General features: G+C 61.0%; 16 protein-coding genes. 6 read left to right on the top strand and 10 right to left on the bottom strand.

Going from position 1 to position 16,310, the window contains the following annotated elements:
• Positions 1–25: 25 nt before the first annotated feature.
• The 6 genes from P0Y58_17970 to mcpP form a co-directional block, all read right to left on the bottom strand.
• Complete coding sequence (locus P0Y58_17970; GenBank protein WEK28793.1) at positions 26–604, bottom strand: adhesin; 579 nt, start codon at positions 602–604, stop codon at positions 26–28.
• A gap of 1 nt (position 605) precedes the next feature.
• On the bottom strand, positions 606–1,046 hold the full coding sequence (locus P0Y58_17965) for a hypothetical protein (GenBank protein WEK28792.1): 441 nt from the start codon (positions 1,044–1,046) through the stop codon (positions 606–608).
• Positions 1,047–1,343: 297 nt separating this feature from the next.
• A complete protein-coding gene (locus P0Y58_17960; protein WEK28791.1) occupies positions 1,344–1,913 on the bottom strand; it encodes an AAA family ATPase in 570 nt (189 codons plus the stop codon).
• Entirely contained in the window at positions 1,910–2,476 is a 567-nt protein-coding gene (gene pnuC, locus P0Y58_17955) for a nicotinamide riboside transporter PnuC (GenBank protein ID WEK28790.1), read from the bottom strand. Before pnuC ends, P0Y58_17960 begins: the two co-directional genes overlap by 4 nt.
• A 256-nt stretch (positions 2,477–2,732) precedes the next feature.
• A protein-coding gene (locus P0Y58_17950; protein ID WEK28789.1) for an IS3 family transposase occupies positions 2,733–4,087 on the bottom strand; the annotation gives its coding sequence in 2 pieces (ribosomal slippage) (positions 2,733–3,595 and positions 3,595–4,087; 1,356 coding nt in all).
• Between the two features lie 71 nt (positions 4,088–4,158).
• Positions 4,159–5,793 carry a methyl-accepting chemotaxis protein McpP gene (mcpP, locus tag P0Y58_17945; GenBank protein ID WEK28788.1) on the bottom strand — a complete coding sequence of 545 codons (1,635 nt, stop codon included), beginning with the start codon at positions 5,791–5,793 and terminating at the stop codon, positions 4,159–4,161.
• Between the two features lie 300 nt (positions 5,794–6,093).
• Here mcpP and P0Y58_17940 point away from each other — a divergent pair, with 300 nt between their 5' ends.
• The gene (locus P0Y58_17940; GenBank protein ID WEK28787.1) at positions 6,094–6,924 is read left to right on the top strand and encodes an undecaprenyl-diphosphate phosphatase; all 831 of its coding nucleotides are present in this window, start codon (positions 6,094–6,096) and stop codon (positions 6,922–6,924) included.
• Complete coding sequence (locus P0Y58_17935; protein WEK28786.1) at positions 6,917–7,330, top strand: DUF1294 domain-containing protein; 414 nt, start codon at positions 6,917–6,919, stop codon at positions 7,328–7,330. The genes P0Y58_17940 and P0Y58_17935 overlap by 8 nt, the downstream gene beginning before the upstream one ends.
• Positions 7,331–7,451: 121 nt before the next feature.
• On the opposite strand, the gene P0Y58_17930 is transcribed toward P0Y58_17935, so the two are convergent.
• Both P0Y58_17930 and P0Y58_17925 read right to left on the bottom strand, forming a co-directional pair.
• Complete coding sequence (locus tag P0Y58_17930) at positions 7,452–7,811, bottom strand: MmcQ/YjbR family DNA-binding protein (GenBank protein ID WEK28785.1); 360 nt, start codon at positions 7,809–7,811, stop codon at positions 7,452–7,454.
• Entirely contained in the window at positions 7,804–8,715 is a 912-nt protein-coding gene (locus P0Y58_17925; protein WEK33350.1) for a LysR substrate-binding domain-containing protein, read from the bottom strand. The genes P0Y58_17930 and P0Y58_17925 overlap by 8 nt, the downstream gene beginning before the upstream one ends.
• 621 nt (positions 8,716–9,336) lie before the next feature.
• On the opposite strand from P0Y58_17925, the gene P0Y58_17920 reads away from it, so the two are divergent.
• The 3 genes from P0Y58_17920 (at position 9,337) to P0Y58_17910 (ending at position 12,310) form a co-directional block, all read left to right on the top strand.
• A complete protein-coding gene (locus P0Y58_17920; protein ID WEK28784.1) occupies positions 9,337–10,011 on the top strand; it encodes a cysteine hydrolase in 675 nt (224 codons plus the stop codon).
• A gap of 12 nt (positions 10,012–10,023) precedes the next feature.
• Positions 10,024–11,385 carry a cytosine permease gene (locus P0Y58_17915; protein WEK28783.1) on the top strand — a complete coding sequence of 454 codons (1,362 nt, stop codon included), beginning with the start codon at positions 10,024–10,026 and terminating at the stop codon, positions 11,383–11,385.
• A gap of 313 nt (positions 11,386–11,698) precedes the next feature.
• Positions 11,699–12,310, top strand: coding sequence for an FMN-dependent NADH-azoreductase (locus P0Y58_17910; GenBank protein ID WEK28782.1), 612 nt, complete (start codon positions 11,699–11,701; stop codon positions 12,308–12,310).
• A gap of 68 nt (positions 12,311–12,378) precedes the next feature.
• On the opposite strand, the gene P0Y58_17905 is transcribed toward P0Y58_17910, so the two are convergent.
• Both P0Y58_17905 and P0Y58_17900 read right to left on the bottom strand, forming a co-directional pair.
• Positions 12,379–12,978 (bottom strand): cupin domain-containing protein, encoded by a 600-nt coding sequence (locus tag P0Y58_17905; GenBank protein WEK28781.1) that lies wholly within the window; start codon positions 12,976–12,978, stop codon positions 12,379–12,381.
• Between the two features lie 39 nt (positions 12,979–13,017).
• Positions 13,018–14,970 carry an FAD-dependent oxidoreductase gene (locus tag P0Y58_17900; GenBank protein WEK28780.1) on the bottom strand — a complete coding sequence of 651 codons (1,953 nt, stop codon included), beginning with the start codon at positions 14,968–14,970 and terminating at the stop codon, positions 13,018–13,020.
• A gap of 177 nt (positions 14,971–15,147) precedes the next feature.
• Between P0Y58_17900 and P0Y58_17895 the strand changes: the two genes are divergently transcribed.
• The gene (locus tag P0Y58_17895; GenBank protein WEK28779.1) at positions 15,148–16,191 is read left to right on the top strand and encodes an ABC transporter substrate-binding protein; all 1,044 of its coding nucleotides are present in this window, start codon (positions 15,148–15,150) and stop codon (positions 16,189–16,191) included.
• Positions 16,192–16,310 lie beyond the last annotated feature (119 nt).

Below are 16,310 nucleotides of genomic sequence, written 5' to 3'. Positions count from 1 at the left end.
TAAGTGTTGTTCTTAACTGATTGGGTCAATCCGCGACCCGTATGCTCAAGGTGTTGGCCATTCGGTTTCCCACCCCGGCACTCTGGTTCAACTGGATCACCCCACGGCTACCGGTGAAGGCCTGGTCACTGGTAGTGACCTGGCGATAGCCGGCTGGAATGTCAGTTGCTCCGGAGTTGTTGAGCAGCGCCACGTTCTGTTGCATGAGGACGCTGTCGTCGATGCTTTGCGGTTGCGCACTGATGCTGATGCTCAGTGCGTTGGCTTGCTGGGTATTGGCACCGGCGCTCTGGTTGACCCCCAGTGCGCCACTGCCGTTGCTGAAGGCGTTGCCCTGAATGGTCGCGCGGGCATCCATCGTGGGGTCGGATGGCGTATTGAGCCGTTGCCGGATCTGCGTGCTGGCGTTCGCTTCAGGCCCCACCGCAATGGCGCGCGCGTTGACCTGTTGCTGTTTGTCACCCGCTGCCTGGTTCACAGAAAGGTTGCCCTGATAGCGGCTGCCTGAGCTGTCGATGTTGGCGCTATTGATGACGGGAACAGGGGAGTCGGCGAGGGCTGGCGCACTGCACAGGGTGGCCAGAATCAGCAGCATGTGCTTCATCTCACTTGCCCCCGCCTGTCAGGATCTGCAACGGAGCGAGCCCGCGCTGAACACTTGAGTTGACCATGTTCGCGATCCCGTTACCTGATCCCCCCGTGCCCCGACCACTCGACAGGTTGGGCAGTTGGTTCTGGTTGCCGAGGTGTCCGCCCAGGTTGTCGGTCTGCTGCGTGATCATGTTGCTGATGCCCGCGCCACTGCTGATGCTGGCGAAGTCACCATCGCTCAGCTCGTTGGTCTGTTTGAGCACGTAGGCAGCCGGGTTGGCATTGACCGTGGTAGGGCTGGGGTCAGGGATCAGCGGAGGAACCGTCGCATTGCGCACCTGCACATCGCGCTTGATGATGATGATCCCGTTGTCCGCCTGGGCCGCCAGGCTCAATGACCCCAATACACAACCCAGCAGTACGAGGTGATGGAGGCGTTTGTCACTTTTCCTCACGACGGCAACTCCTTCTTAGAGCGCTGGCCCTGTTCAGCGATGCGAACAACAGAGCAGAAGGTGTGCCGCTTTTGAGAAGCGTTTGCAGATCAACAGGTTAAAGCCAGGGAATGAGAAACTGCGGCGTATTCTGTCTCAGGGTTGATACAGTTGGCCGGGGGTACGACTGGCTAAGCCAGCACTGGCTTTGACTGGAAGGGTTTTTGCAGGGGTGTATCACTGGCTTGACACTGTCCCCGATGCGGGGGGAAACCCCGCATTTTCGGGGGCTTTGCCCCACGGGTGTGTCTCAGTGACTTAACACTCGGTCGGGCATGCTGGCGCATCGCTACCAACCAGCATAGCTACTGCTTGCAGGGCCAGCAATTGGCGCTGCGGCCAATCGCCCTCAAGTATCTGGTGTGCCTGATCATGCTGCTCAAGCCAGGTAAGGCTGTCGTCGAAAAAGCGCTGGCGGTCGTTGAGGTCGGGCTGGCTGCGCTGGCCATCGGCAACCCAGTCCACGCCTTGCGGACTGAGCAGCAGGTGCAGGTCGTAACGACGTGCAAGTAATGCCTGCTCCAGCCAGGGCGGGCAGTCATCGAACAGGGCGTGGCTCCAGAGCATGTTGCTGAGCAGGTGGGTGTCGAGGATCAGCAGCGGTGGCGCCTGCTCGCGGGCCCGGTCCTCCCAGGCCAGTTGGCCCCGGGCGATGGTGGGGATATCGGCGTAACAGGTATCGCGGCACTCCTGGTCGATGAAGTGACGCACGTACTCGGCCACCACTACGCCGCCGAAGTGCGCCTGTATCACGCCACTGAGCCAGCTCTTGCCGCTGGACTCGGGGCCGCACAGCACCAGTACCTTCATGGCCTGTTTTACGCTCATGGCTGCACCAACGCCGGGTCACGGCGCCATTCCAGCCAGCCGCGCACGGCAATCAGGGTAAGCACGGCGAAGAAACCTGCGGTGAAATACAACTGCTGGTGCAGGTACTGGCCCACATAGATGATGTCCACCACCACCCACAGCGGCCAGCATTGCAGGCGCTTCTGGGCCATCCACAGTTGCGCTACCAGGCTGAAACCGGTGAGGGTGGCGTCCAGCCAGGGCAGGGCGGCATCGGTCCAGTTGGCCATGGCCGCACCCAGGGCCGCGCTCAGCAGCAGACCGGCAGCCAGGCCATTGAGCAGGGCCGGGCGTTGCAGGCGTGAGACCTGGCGGGCGTCTTCAGCGTGGCCGGGGCGCTTCCATTGCCACCAGCCATACAGTTGCAGGATGGCGTAGGCCAGTTGCAGCAGCATGCCCGAGTACAGTTTTACCTCGTAGAACAGCCAGCCGTAGATCAGCACCATGACCAGGCCGATCGGCCAGCACCAGGCGTTCTGCTTGACGGTTAGCCAGACAGCGGTAACGCCGAGGATGGCGGCGATGAGTTCAAGGCCGGACATCGGCGATCCTTGGCGGCTATGGGGGAGGGGCGCGATTGTAGCTGTTCAGTGGAGGAAGGTGTAGGCCAGCTGGCTGCAGGAATGCGTTTGCCCTTTCAGGAGCAACTGTGTTGCCCAAAATCTGGAGTCCACGCGATCACTGTGGGAGCGGCTTCAGCCGCGAACACCGGCAACGCCGGTGCCATCCACCGCGCTGGATTCTTCGCGGGTGAACCCGCTCCCACACCATGGACTGCCCCCCAAAAGTTGGACAGTTCTATGCTGCCGCCTGGGTCCTGTACTCGACAGGGCTCAGGCCATTGAGCCTTAGCTTGATGCGGTCATGGTTGTAGTAGTGAATGTACTCATCCAGGCCCGCTTTCAATTCATCAATACTCTCGAAACGCTTGAGGTAGAAAAATTCTGACTTGAGCGTGCCGAAGAAGCTTTCCATAGCTGCATTGTCTAGGCAATTGCCTTTACGAGACATGCTCTGTTTCACCCCACGACTGCGCAGCTGGTGGCGATACTGACCCTGCTGGTACTGCCAGCCCTGGTCGGTGTGGAGCACCAGCTTCGGCTTTTCTCCCAAGGTTTTGAGTGCCTTGTCGAGCATGTTCCCAACCAGGCTGTACTGAGGGCGACTCGCCGTCTCGTAAGCGATGATTTCTCCGTTGTACAAATCCATCACAGGCGAAAGATAGAGCTTCTGTTCAGCCACTTTGAACTCAGTTACGTCACTCACCCATTTCTGATTAGGACGCTGGGCAACGAAATTTCGCTCCAGCAGATTCGGCGCTATCTTGCCAACAACACCTCGGTACGACTGATACTTCTTAGGTCGCACCAGTGACTGCAGACCCAGGGCAGCCATCAGCCTCTCGATGACCTTCTTGTTGACCAGTACCCCACCTTTTCTGATCACGAGTGCAACGCGTCGATAGCCGTAACGCCCTTTCTCTTTGCGATAGACCTGCTGAATCTGCTCTTTAAGCTCGGCATATTTGTCCGGCTTCTGCTGAGCTTGCACCTGATAGTAAAAGGTACTGCGAGCCAGCCCGACCAGACGCAGCAGGTCAGGCAAAGGGAATCTAGGCTTGAGCCTCGAAACGATCAGGACTTTTTCCCCGACATTCGTTCCTTTTCCTCTCGCAAAGCCTTGAGCTCCTTTAAGACAGCGTTCTCCATGCGCAGATATTCGAGCTCCGCCATCAGCTGGTCTCGGGGCTTTTGCGAATCGTCAGTATTTGTGGGTTTTGCTGGTTTGATCTTCTTCGGCACTTTGATCGGCTTTTTCTGGCGGTCGACAGGGGCTATAGGGTCACCACTGTAGTACTGCCGCTGCCAGCTGCCTATCTGCGATGATTGACCGAGGCCAAAATGTGCTGCGGTTTGCCGCATGGAAAGGCGATGTTCGTGCATGTAGCTCAGCACCTGTCGCTTGAAATCGTCGTCATAACGCCGCCCATGTGAGCGTGAAGAAAGGCTGGATTCGCTCTGATGGCTGGAAACCCACCGGCGGAGCAGGCTGAAATCAACATCGAAATGCTGGGCTACCTTTCGGAAGCCATTATTGCCATCCAGGTAGGCTGAGACGGCTGTGAGCTTGAACTGCTCTGTGTATTTGCCCATAGGTCCCCCAAGGGTTGGATTTTTTGTCCAACTTCTTGGGGGCAGTCCACCAACCGCGTCGCCTGCTGAAACTATACGCGGAACTGCCGCAGTAATTGCTCCAGTTCCTCGCTCAAGTGCCCCAACGCCACCCCGGCATCACTGGACTGCCGCGCGGCATCCGCTGTCTGCTGGGACAACCCGGCGGTATCCAGCACGTTGCGGTTGATCTCCTCGACCACATGCGCTTGCTGCAAGGTGGCGCTGGCGATGGACGCATTCAGGGCGGTGAGGTTGTTCAGCGCCTGGTTGATGGCATCCAGGCTGGCGCCGGCCTCGCGGGCTTGTTCGACGGTCTGGCGTGAGGCTTCGCTGCTGGTGTCGATGGCTTTGACCGCCGCATCCGACTGGGTTTGCAGGTGCGCGATCATGGTATGGATCTCGGCCGTCGACTGCGCTGTGCGCTGGGCCAGCAGGCGCACTTCGTCGGCGACCACGGCAAAGCCGCGGCCCTGCTCGCCGGCCCGTGCCGCCTCGATGGCTGCGTTGAGCGCCAGCAGGTTGGTCTGTTCGGCGATGGAGCGGATTACTTCCAGCACGCCGCCGATGCGCGTGCTGTGCCCGGCCAGGTCGCGGATCACCTGAACAGCCTGGTCGATGGTCAGCGACAGCCGATCGATCTGCGCCAGGCTGCCATGGATGGCTTGCTGGCCCTGCGCTACCTGCTGCTGCGCAGTGCGCATCTCCCCGGCGGCCTGCTCGGCGGTCTTGGCTACGTCCTGCACCGCGTAAGTCACCTCGTTCACGGCCGTGGCCACTTGGTCCATCTGCAGCGATTGCTGGGCACTGTGCTGTTGTGCGGCGCCCGCATTGTCACCCACGTGCCCGGCCGACTTGGCCAGCGCGTGGGCGGCGCCTTGCAACTGTCCGACCACCCCTTGGAGCTTGCCGTTGAAGCGGTTGAAGTGCTCGCCCAGGTGGGTGATTTCGTCGCGGCCGTGGGTGTCCAGGCGCCGGGTCAGGTCGCTTTCGCCGCTGGCGATGTTGCCCATGGCCTGCACAGCCTCCTGCAAGGGGCGGGCGATGCTGCGGGCAATCAGCATGACCACCAGCGCCATCAACAGGGCAATGCCCACGCCCACCAGCGAGGCGTCGCGCAGCTGGCGGGCGAACTCGGCCTGTACATCATCGACGTACACGCCCGACCCGATGATCCAGCCCCACGGCTTGAACAACTGTATATAGGAAGTCTTGGCCACCGGCTCGCTGGCGCCGGGCTTGGGCCAGCGGTAGTTGACCGGCCCGGCGTCCTGCAGACGCGCCAGTGCGACCATCTCGTTGAACACGGCAAAGCCGTCGGGGTCGCGAATGGCCGAGAGGTCCTGGCCGTCGAGTTTGGGGTTGGCCGGATGCATGATCATCTTCGGCCCCAGGTCGTTGATCCAGAAGTAGTCGCCGTGGTCGTAGCGCAGCGCCCGCACCACTTGCAGCGCCTGTTGCTGGGCGGCTTCGCGAGTGAGTGTGCCTGCCGCCTCCAGCCCTTGGTAATAGGCCAATACACCGGCCGCGGTCTGCACCACGTGGCGGGTCTTTTCCGCTTTGGCCTGGTACAGGTCACCGTGGATCTGGCGCAGCATCAGCAGGCCCAGCACCAACAGCATGGCCACTGCCACCACCAGGATCAGCCACAGGCGACGGCTGATCGACATTGATCTCAGAGTCTTCATCCACGAGCTCCCGCATTGTTCTTTTTATTGAGGTGCATCCAAGCACGCTTTGCGGCAAGCCCCCACTCGACTAATGGCTAAGTGCTATCTTTGTAATAGTCTGCAGCAGGTGACGTAAAGCGAATGCAAAGCCGCTCTGCTAGGATTTCGGCCGCGCAAGATGAAACCTTTAGCAGCCGTGAACTTTTCCACTGGCGTTGCGCCCAACAGTCGCTGTAAAACAGCCGGGCCGTGTGCGGCAATTTCAAGCAAATCAAGAACAAGGGGCCTGCAGCAAGCAGCGCTCCATCCGGGGGAATGATGGATTTTTGGACTGCCTTCCAGGCAATCATCTTAGGCGTGGTCGAAGGGCTGACGGAGTTTCTGCCGATCTCCAGTACCGGACACCAGATTATTGTCGCCGACCTGATAGGTTTTGGCGGTGAACGGGCCATGGCTTTCAACATCATCATCCAGCTGGCGGCGATTCTGGCAGTGGTGTGGGAGTTTCGCGGCAAGATTCTCGAAGTGGTGTTCGGCCTGACCAGCCAGCCCAAGGCACGGCACTTCACCGGTAACCTGCTGTTGGCGTTCATGCCGGCGGTGGTACTGGGCGTACTGTTCGCCGACCTGATTCACGAGTACCTGTTCAACCCGATCACCGTGGCGACGGCACTGGTGATCGGCGGCGTCATCATGCTCTGGGCCGAGCGCCGCGAGCACCGCGTGGCGGTTGACCATGTGGACGACATGAACTGGAGCCATGCGCTGAAGATCGGCTTTGTCCAGTGTCTGGCGATGATCCCCGGCACTTCGCGCTCGGGCTCGACCATCATCGGCGGCCTGCTGTTCGGCCTGTCGCGCAAGGCGGCGACCGAGTTCTCGTTCTTCCTGGCGATGCCGACCATGGTCGGTGCGGCGGTGTATTCGGGCTACAAGTACCGCGACCTGTTCCAGCCCAGTGACTTGCCGGTGTTTGCCCTTGGTTTCGTGACTTCGTTCATTTTCGCCATGATCGCTGTGCGTGCGCTGCTCAAGTTCATTGCCAACCACAGCTACGCGGCATTTGCCTGGTACCGTATCGTTTTCGGGCTGCTGATTCTGGCGACCTGGCAGTTCGGCTGGGTTGACTGGTCCACAGCCCATGGCTGAGGCGTTGCGCGGGCAACGGGCTGAAGGCGTGCGTAATGTGCGCCTGAAACTGCTGCTGTTGGGTTTGCTTTGCCTGTTGCCTGGTTTGGGTGCGGCGCGTATGGCCTGGAACGATCAGGCCTGGTGGCCGTTGGCGCTGTACCCGGCAATGAGCCTGATCAGCCTGTTGTTGTATTGGCAGGATAAGCAGCAGGCGCGCACCCAGGCGTGGCGCACGCCAGAGAAAGTGCTGCATGCCAGTGAAATGCTCGGTGGTTGGCCGGGAGCGTTACTGGCGCAGCAACTGTTCCGGCACAAGACCCGCAAGGTTTCGTACCAGGTGGTGTTCTGGGGGATAGTGCTGGTGCACCAGGTGTTCTGGGCGGACTGGTTGTTTTTTGCAGGGCACTACCTGCCTTTTGGTTGATGCGTGGCTGTACCGGCCTCTTCGCGGGTGAACCCGCTCCCACAGGGGTATCACATCCCTTGAAGCCTGTGGTGTAACTGTGGGAGCGGGTTTACCCGCGAAGAGGCCGGTACAGGCTGTCCTATATCACCAACCCCACCTGCAAGCGCTTCGGTAACCGCCGCACCACCAACTGGTGCGAGCGCTGCAGCAAATCAGTTAGCTCATCACGCCCCATGGGGTAGGGCAGCGCCATGCTGATCCACCGCGCCCGCGCCAGGTATGGCGCAGGCCGCACCCCTGGGCGGTCGCAGTAGCCGAGAAACAGCTCATCGGCCACTTTGAAAGACAGCCCCGCGCCCGCCAGATCGAGCACTGCGAACATCTTGTTGGCCGCCACCGAGAACACCCGGATACCACCCCATTTGTAGTCTTCCCGTGCTCCCGGAAGGCTCAGGCAGAACGCTGCCACCTGGGCTTCGCTGATCTTCTTTTCAGACATATCGCTCTCCACAGGCCTCGAATGATGCCGCCAGGTGATCGATCCATACCCGCACCGCAGGCAGTACGCCGCGCCTGTGCGGGTACACTGCCTGCAGATAGCCGCCTGGCAGTGACCAGTCTGGCAGCAGGCGCACCAGTTCGCCGCGCTCCAGCTCTTCTTCGCAGAACATGCTGGGCAGCGCAGTGAACCCCAGGCCAGCTCGTACAGCAGCATTACGTACCACGAAATCATCAATGGCCAGGCGCGGTTCCAGGGCAATGTCCTGCTGTTTGCCATGGGGGCCTAACAGGCGCAAGTGCACCAGCCGGTCTGCTTCGGCAGCGCCCAGCACCGGCAGTGATGCCAGCTCAGCCGGTTCGCGGATGTGGTCGGCAAAACCGGGCGCGGCCACCAGTTGCATTTGCGCCTGGCGCAGGCGGCGGGTAACAAGAGCCGGGTCTTCATCGCCCAGGTCTCGCACGCGCAGTGCAACGTCAATGCCTTCGGAAATCAGGTCGACCCGGCGATTGAGTAGCACCATGTCCAGCTGCACGAGCGGGTACTGGGCAAGAAAGCGGCTGATCACGTCCGGCAAAAAAGCATGCGCCAGCGCCACCGGGCAAGACACCCGCAAGCGCCCGCGTGGCTCACTGCTCATGCTTGCTACGGCTTCATCGGCAGCTTCGGCCTCAAGTAGCATGGCCTGGCAGTGGTGCAGGTAGCGCTCGCCCACCGCCGTGAGTTTCAGCTGCCGTGTTGTGCGTTGAAGGAGGCGAGCGTTGAGCCGCTCCTCCAATTCCGCAATACGGCGGGATAACCTGGATTTTGGAATGCCCAGTAGGCGGCCTGCCGCAGCGAAACCACCAGCCTCCACGACCTTCGCGAAATAGAAGAGGTCATTCAAATTTCGGGGTTCACCAATAGCCACTTTCGGACGACCTTAGGACATAGGGGGAGCTAAGCATGCAGAGCATGCATTATGCCTGAGTCGTCAGAGGCCTGTACCCATCCACAATCGGGGCCATGTTCCGCTCTCACGACCTGCCGGAGGTTGTCGATCTGAAGGGCTTCTTAGGACAATGCTACGCTCCGTATCACCTGTATTACGGTATACCACGCATTCGCGGTAACACTCGTTGGAAGGCACGTCTGCAAACAGCGGTCTACAGCGCCATTGATCTTGGCCTGGTAATTGCTTGATATTTAGAGAAGTCCCTAGAGTGTTTTGTCATGATACGCCTCGTCTCCTCCTTTGGCAGCGTCAGCACCCGCCCGTTTGGCTGGGTGCGCGTGTTGCCCTGTGGGCCCATGATGGGGTTCTTGAGACGAGCGGCAGCACCATTACAGATAACCCTGCGACGCCTTCCTGCCGCTGTAGCAGCCAAGCAAAATGGCTTCTGGCAGATAGTTAGCTGATTCCTTCCACGAGATCATTTCTCGTATTCGCGGGTAACGCCAGTACGGCGTTTTCGTAACCGCTCCCCACATGCCGACTGGCGATCCTATGCGTATCGCCCGGACTCATGCACCTGGAAGAAATCAGATGAACCAAGACACCGCCATTCTGCTAATAGACCTTCAACAGGAAGATAGCTTCCCCCTGCCGCGCTTCGACAATGTAATCAAAAATGCTGCGGCGCTGATCGATAGTGCCCGCAGCCGAAACTTGCCTTTGTTCTACACACGCCATGTCAACGATGCGCTAGGCCGCAACCTGGCATTCGGCGAACCAGTCGACGCGCAGGGCCGACCAACCACGTACTGTGCCGGCACCCCTGCCATCGAAATCATCGATGCCCTGGCGCCTCAGGCTGGCGACGTCGTGATCGACAAGCAACGCTACAGCGCCTTCCACGGCACGCACCTGGCCGAGACCTTGAAAGATCAGGGCATCAAGCGGCTGGTAGTGGCCGGTGTGCTGACCGACGTGTGCGTCATGAGCAGCCTGTTCGATGCCTATCAGCACGACTTCCAATTGGTGCTGGTCGCCGACTGCTGCACGGCGACCACGCTTTCCGCGCACTACTCGGCGCTGTTCATTCTCTCCAACTGGCTCTACGGGCTGGAAATCTTCTCCGCCGAGCAGTTGCTGCGCAGATGGAACAACCAGCCGGCGACCTCCGTGCTCAGTGCAGAACCCGACCATCTCGCCCATGAGCCAGAAGCATTCGTGCAGACGATTGCGCGCTTTGAACGCCAACTTGCTGCCCAGCGCTGAGCGGAGAACGACATGAAAGTAGAGAAAAGAAGCATCGACTTCATCCCGGAAACCGAACGCCATGGCGAGCCGCGTTCGCTGTTCTTCGTCTGGTTTGGCGCCAATGCCAATATCACCACGGTGGCCGCTGGTGTGCTGCCGATCAGCCTGGGGCTCAACCTGTTCTGGAGTGCACTGTCGATTCTGCTCGGCTCGTTGATCGGCGCGATCTTCATGGCTTCGCATTCCGCCCAAGGCCCACGCCTGGGTATCCCGCAGATGATCCAGAGTCGCGCACAGTTCGGCGTATTCGGTGCCATCGTGCCGTTGCTGTTCGTGATGCTCATCTACCTGGGCTTTTTCGTCAGCAACACGCTGCTGGCCGCTCAGGCTATTGCCAGCGCGAGCCCGTTCGGCAACGGCGGCAACATCGCTCTGCTCGGTGGCATGTGCTTCCTGGTTGCGCTGTTCGGCTACCAGCTCATCCACCGCCTGCAGAAGCTGTTGTCGCTGCTGTCGATCGCGGTCTTCGGCATCGCCACGCTGCTGGCTCTGGCTTTGCCGATGGACGCTGGCCAATGGTCTGCGCAAGGCTTCAACCTGGCCAGCTTCTTGGCCTCGGTGAGCATCGCAGTGACCTGGCAGCTGTCTTATGCGCCTTACGTGGCCGACTACTCGCGCTATCTTCCGACCCATACGTCCACGCGGCAGGTGTTCTGGTACAGCTACGCGGGCACGGTCATCGGCGGTAGCTGGATGATGCTGCTAGGTGCGGTGCTGGCCAAGGCCATCGTCGGTTTTTCCGACAACGTTGGCCTGCAACTGCTTGGCGTACTCGGTGGCGGCACTCTGCTGGGGGTAGCGTTCGTGCTTTACGGGCAGATCGCGATCAACGTGTTCAACCTGTACGGCGCCTTCATGTCGACGGTGACGGTAATCGAGCCGTTTGCAGCGCTGAAGGTCACCCCTGGGGTACGGGCGGGTTTCATGTTGGTGATCTGCGCTTTGGCGACGGCTCTATGTACCCTGGCCCAGGATGATTTCATCCAGTTCTTCCTGAACTTCATCTTCTTTATGAGCTATTTCCTGATCCCTTGGACGGCGATCAACCTGGTGGACTACTACGCGTTACGCAAAGGGGTCTACCAGATTGCCGACATCTTCGATCCGTCGGGTATCTATGGCCGGGTCAACTGGATCGCAGTGGGCGTGTTTCTCGCCACCATTGCGCTGGAGATCCCGTTCATGAACACCTCTCTCTACGTCGGGCCTGTTGCTGCTTCGCTGCAGGGCATCGACCTGGCCTGGGTAGTGGGTCTGCTGTTCCCGGCAGCCTGCTACTACAGCCTGATGCAAAGGCGATCAGCTTTGGCTGCCAGAACGGCTGAGACCTAAATCTGTTCCTTTAGATAGAGCGTCATCGCACGGATGAATATCCGCTTCGCAGGCTCGGCTGGCGGTGACGCAATTTATGAAAGCCAGGTTGTTTCAAAGTAGTTGTGCTTCTCTGAACTGGGTTAACCGCTACTGCTCACGAGTGGCAGCGGTTAACCAAGGCGGTCAGGGAAAGTCGGCTAGAATGTCTCACTGTTCCATTTGTGGGACAAACTAGCGCATTTTTGCCGACTTATCAGCCATTACGCATCTCTGTAGGATTATCTCCATCGTGATCGCCCAAAGCAGCGGTCTTCAATCACAGGAGAGTCCCATGAAACTATTGCACATCGATTCGAGCATCCTGGGCGACAATTCCGCCTCCCGCCAGCTGAGCCGTGAAGTGGTCGAAGCCTGGAAAGCCGCTGATCCAAGCGTGGAAGTGATGTACCGTGACCTGGCAGCCGACGCCATCGCCCACTTCTCCGCCGCCACGCTGGTTGCCGCAGGTACTCCTGAGGACGTGCGCGATGCCGCCCAGGCTTTCGAAGCCAAGCTGAGCGCAGAAACCCTGGAAGAGTTCCTGGCCGCTGATGCTGTGGTGATCGGTGCGCCGATGTACAACTTCACCGTGCCGACCCAGCTCAAGGCCTGGATCGACCGCGTTGCCGTGGCCGGCAAGACCTTCCGCTACACCGAAGCTGGCCCGGAAGGTCTGTGCGGCAACAAGAAGGTGGTACTGGTGTCCACCGCCGGTGGCCTGCACGCTGGCCAGCCGACTGGCGCCGGGCATGAAGACTTCCTGAAAGTGTTCCTGGGCTTTATCGGTGTTACCAACCTGGAAATCGTCCGCGCCCATGGCCTGGCCTATGGCCCGGAGCAGCGCAGCCAGGCGATTGATGCCGCCCAGGCGCAGATCGCCAATGAGCTGTTTGCTGCTGCCTGATCAACACTAGCGGGCTTTCGATACGAAAAGCCCGCTCCCCACAGTATCTGGTAACCCTTCCCACAGTTTCAGAACGTTGGCGGCGTGATCACCCAGATCACCACGGCATCCTCCTCACCGGGGTTGCCGTAGCGGTGCGGCTCCTGGCTCGAAAAGCTGAAACTGTCGCCTTCACCCAGCTGGAAATGCCGTTCGCTCACCCACAGCTCGAAAGTGCCGCTCAGGATGTAGCCGGCTTCTTCGCCCTCATGGCTGTAGCTTTGCTGGCTATAGGTGCCTGGGGGGAAGCGCGAGTGCAGCATCTCTAGCTGGCGGTTGGGCTGGGGGGTGAGCAGTTGATCGACGATGCCATCTTCATAGTGCACGCTCAGGCGGCTGTTGCGCCGTACCACATAGCCTTGGTCTTCGGGCGCAGTGGTGGCCTCGCTGGCAAAAAACCACTGGATGGTCACACCCAGGCTGCGGGCGATGTTGAACAGCGCCGGGATCGACGGGTAGGAAAGATTGCGTTCCAGTTGGCTGATGTAGCCGGCGGTCAGTTCACTGTGCGCGGCCAGCTCCGCCAAGGTCATGCCGCGGCGCTTGCGCAGGCCGCGAATGCGGGTGCCCAGGAATTGCGGCGCGGTGCCCCCGGCTTCGCTGGCGGGGGGCGGGGGGAGTTGGCTCATGCACGTCGGTCCGTCGCAAAAGCCGCAGTATGTACAGCCTCAGAGCGACCAGGCAACCGTCAGGCCGTCGTGAATCGCTTCTTCGGCGGTACGTGGCGCCAGGCAGTCGCCCACGCGCCGCACTTCTACCAGGCCGGCCAGCTCGCTGGCCAGGCTGTCTTCCGGCTGATGCCCCATGCACAGCACCAGGGTGTCGATGCCCTCGAAGATCATGGCTTCGCCGCTGGCGGTGTGTTGCAGGTACACCGTGTTGTCGTCGCTGCCATACAAGCGCGCATAAGGGGTGATGGGGATGCCCAGGCGATGCAGCTCGCCGGCCAGCTGGTCCCGCACATAAAGCGGCAGGTTCTCGCCGCAATGGGTACCGTTGACTGCCAGCTGCACCTGGTGCCCTTCGCGGACCAGGCGTTCGGCGATGCCTGGGCCGATCCAGTCGCAGCGCCAGTCGATCACCAGCACCGACCGCCCCAGCTTCACTTCGTTGCGCAGTACTTGCCAGGCGTCCACCACTTGCAGTTCACCGGTGCGCTCGAACGCTGGCCAGTAGGGGGTAGCGCCGGTGGCGGCAATGACCAGGTCGGGGCGCTCGCGCTCGACCAGGGCGCGATCTACCCGGGTGTTACGGACCACTTCCACACCGGCCAAGGCCATTTCCCGTTGCAGATTGGTGCTGGCGCCGCCGAACTCGCTGCGCCGCGGTAGCAATTGGGCCAGCAAGACCTGGCCACCGAGCTGCGGGCCGGCCTCGTACAGGGTTACCTGGTGCCCGCGGGCGGCGGCCACTGCGGCTGCCTTCATGCCGGCGGGCCCACCACCGGCGACAAGGATGCGCTTGGGCGTAGTGGTGGGCGTCAGCTGCCCGTACTGCAATTCGCGGCCGGTTTCTGGCCGCTGGATGCAAGAGATGGCGAGGCCACGGTGAAAGTGGCCAATGCAAGCCTGGTTGCAGGCAATGCAGGCGCGTACGTCTTCGACCTGACCGCGTTCGGTCTTGCTCGGCATCAGCGGGTCGCAGATCAGTGCACGGGTCATGCCGCAGACATCGGCCTGGCCGCGGGCCAGGATCAGTTCGGCTTCCTGAGGCTGGTTGATGCGCCCGGTAACGAATAACGGAATGGCCAGCTGCTGCTTGAAAGTGCCCGCCTCCCGGGCCAGGTAGGCCGGCTCGATGGCCATGGGCGGGACGATGTGGACGGCGCCGCCCAGGGACGCCGAGGTGCCCGCGACGAGGTGCAGGTAGTCGAGCTGGCCCTGCAGGGCAACCGCTGCGGCCAGCGATTCATCTTCGCTCAGCCCCTGGCTGTCGCGCTCGTCGGCGCTGATGCGCAGGCCGATGATGAACTGCTCGTCGGTGGCAGCTCGCACGGCGGCCAGCACTTCGCGCAGGAACCTCAGGCGTTGTTCCAGTTCGCCGTTGTAGCCGTCGTTGCGCAAGTTCACCCGCGGGTTGAGGAACTGCGCGGGCAGGTAGCCATGGCTGGCCACAACCTCCACGCCATCCAGCCCGGCCTGATGCAGGCGGCGGGCCGCACTGGCATAGCCTTGGACAATTTCGTCGATCATCGGCTGGTCCAGCGCGCGCGGCATCACCCGGAAGCGTTCGTTGGGTACCGAAGACGCGGAGTAGGCAACCGCCAGCAGGCCGTCCGCCGACTCCATGATCTCCCGCCCGGGGTGAAACAGTTGCGACAGCACCACGGTGCCGTGCGCATGGCAGGCCTGGGTAAGCTGTCGGTAGCCGTCAATGCAGGCATCGTCGGTGGCCATCAGTACATGTGAGGTGTAGCGGGCACTGTCATGCACCCCGGCAACCTGCAGCACGATCAGGCCGACGCCACCGGCGGCGCGGTCGCGCTGGTAGGCGATCAGCTTGTCGTTGACCAGGTTGTCGGTGGGCAGGCAGGTGTCGTGACCGGTGGACATGATGCGGTTCTTCAGGCGCTTGCCGCGGATCTCCAAAGCTTCGAACAGGTGAGGGAAGGCGGTTTGCATACAGGCGGCTCCGGTGCGGTGTTGTTCTTGTTTTGTTTATGAAAGTGTAGCCGCAGTAAAAAATCAACTTGTTTTTTTACTGGCGCGAGACTAGCTTTTCATCACCCTCACCGCGAGGGTGTGACCTCACAACAACAAGAAAACGGGCCCATCGGGCACCGGCAGGAGGAAACAGCGATGCAAGTATTACTCCGTGTTCCTGGCCTTTGCGCAACGTTGCTCGCCCTTGGCCTGGGCAGTGCACAAGCCGCGCCGCAGATGGTGGTGGTGGGTTATGGCGGCGCCGGCCAGAAGGCCCAGGAAGAGGCGATCTTCAAACCCTTCAGTGCCCAGGATGGCAGCAAGCTGATCCAGAGCGAATACAACGGCGAGATGGCGCGGATCCAGGTGATGGCCGACACCGGCAACGTCGATTGGGACGTGGTGCAGATCGAAGGCCCGGACCTGGTGCGCGGCTGTGACGAGGGCGTCTACGAACACCTTGACTGGCGGCGCCTGGGCCATGCCGCCGAGCTGATACCCGATGCCGCTCAGGACTGCGGCTCGGCTGCGCTGGTGTGGAGCGTGGCCATCGGCTACGACCGTAACAAGCTGGCTCAGGCACCGTCCTCGTGGGCCGATTTCTGGGACGTGAACAAGTACCCGGGCAAACGCGGCCTGCGCAAGCGTGCGGTCTACAACCTGGAGTTCGCCCTGCTGGCCGATGGGGTCAAGGTCGAGGATGTCTATCAGGTGCTGTCGACCCCGGCCGGGGTTGACCGTGCTTTCGCCAAGCTCAGCGAACTGAAGCCCTATGTCCAGTGGTGGGACGCCGGAGCCCAGCCTGCGCAGTGGCTGGCCGCAGGGGATGTTGTCATGACGTCGACCTACAGCGGGCGCATTGCCGTGGCCGCGCAGCAGGGCAGCCCGCTGGCTGTGGTGTGGCCTGGAAGCCTCTATGGGATGGACTACTGGGCCATCATCAAAGGCTCTCGGCATGTCGACCAGGCCAAGCGGCTGATTGCCTATGCCAACCAGCCGGATACCCAGGTGCGCTATGTGCAGCAGATTCCTTATGGGCCGACCAATACGCAGGCGGCTGCCAAGCTTGACCCGGCCTTGGCAAGCTGGGTGCCCACTTCGCCGCAGAACCTGCACGGGGCGCTGGCGATGAATGTGGATTTCTGGGTCGACCATGGCGAAGAGCTGGAGCAGCGCTTCAATGCTTGGGCGTCCAAGTAGTTTCAGGCCACTTCATCAATAGAGATAACGACCATGACCGCAACGGAACAGTGCTTGCGCCAGGCGCTCGCCGCCTGCGACCCCAGCTATATATGCGTCCACGCCACTATGTCGGGGCT

This window comes from Candidatus Pseudomonas phytovorans (assembly GCA_029202525.1).
GTDB classification, from domain to species: domain Bacteria; phylum Pseudomonadota; class Gammaproteobacteria; order Pseudomonadales; family Pseudomonadaceae; genus Aquipseudomonas; species Aquipseudomonas phytovorans.
This window is presented reverse-complemented; position numbering and strand designations above follow the sequence as displayed.